This window comes from Micromonospora sp. L31 (assembly GCF_052068075.1).
Classification (GTDB): domain Bacteria; phylum Actinomycetota; class Actinomycetes; order Mycobacteriales; family Micromonosporaceae; genus Micromonospora; species Micromonospora purpureochromogenes.
Genome location: NZ_JBQHDC010000032.1, coordinates 1 through 707 on the forward strand (window position 1 = coordinate 1; position 707 = coordinate 707).

Consider the following 707-nt stretch of genomic DNA (forward strand, 5'->3'; position numbering starts at 1 on the left):
CGTCGGGCGATGACCGGGGTGACGCCCTTGCCTCGCAACTCACGGCGGTACTTGTCGAAGTCGTAGCCGCGGTCGGCGTAGAGCCGCTGCGGTCGCTGTCGAGGGCGGCCTCGGATGCCCTTGATTCGGGGGACCTTGTCGACCAGGGGCATGAGCTGGGTGACGTCGTGGCGGTTGCCGCCGGTCAGCGCCGTGGCGAGGGGGATGCCGCCCGCGTCGGTGATGACGTGGTGTTTCGAGCCTGGCTTGCGGCGGTCGACCGGGCTCGGACCGGTTTTGGGCCGCCCTTGAGCGCCCGGACGTGGGAGCCGTCGATCACCGCCCGGGACATGTCGAGCTGCCCGGCGGCCCGCAGCCTGCCGAGGAGGACCTCGTGCAGTCGTTGCCACACGCCAGCGTCGTTCCAGTCCCGCAGCCGGCGCCAGCAGGTCATTCCCGACCCGAAGCCCAACTCTTGAGGCAGGTACTCCCACGGGATCGCGGTGTAGAGCACGAACAGGATCCCGCACAACACCTTGCGGTCATCCAGTGGTTTGCGGCCCGGGTAGCGGCGCCGGCGTGCAGGTCGGGGTGGCAGCAGCGGCGCGATCTCGGCCCACAGGTCGTCCGAGACGATCCACGGCGGCTGCTCACCCCTCCTCACATCCAGAGTGAACGATCATCACGTCCCGAGGACACGCCCAACATCATTTTGTTAGGGGCTCTTA

1 pseudogene is annotated in these 707 nt (G+C 68.3%); it reads right to left on the bottom strand.

The window, feature by feature from the left end:
• A pseudogene (locus ACTMS9_RS30645) lies at positions 1 to 616 on the bottom strand (IS5 family transposase); the annotation flags it as partial.
• Positions 617 to 707: the final 91 nt, after the last annotated feature.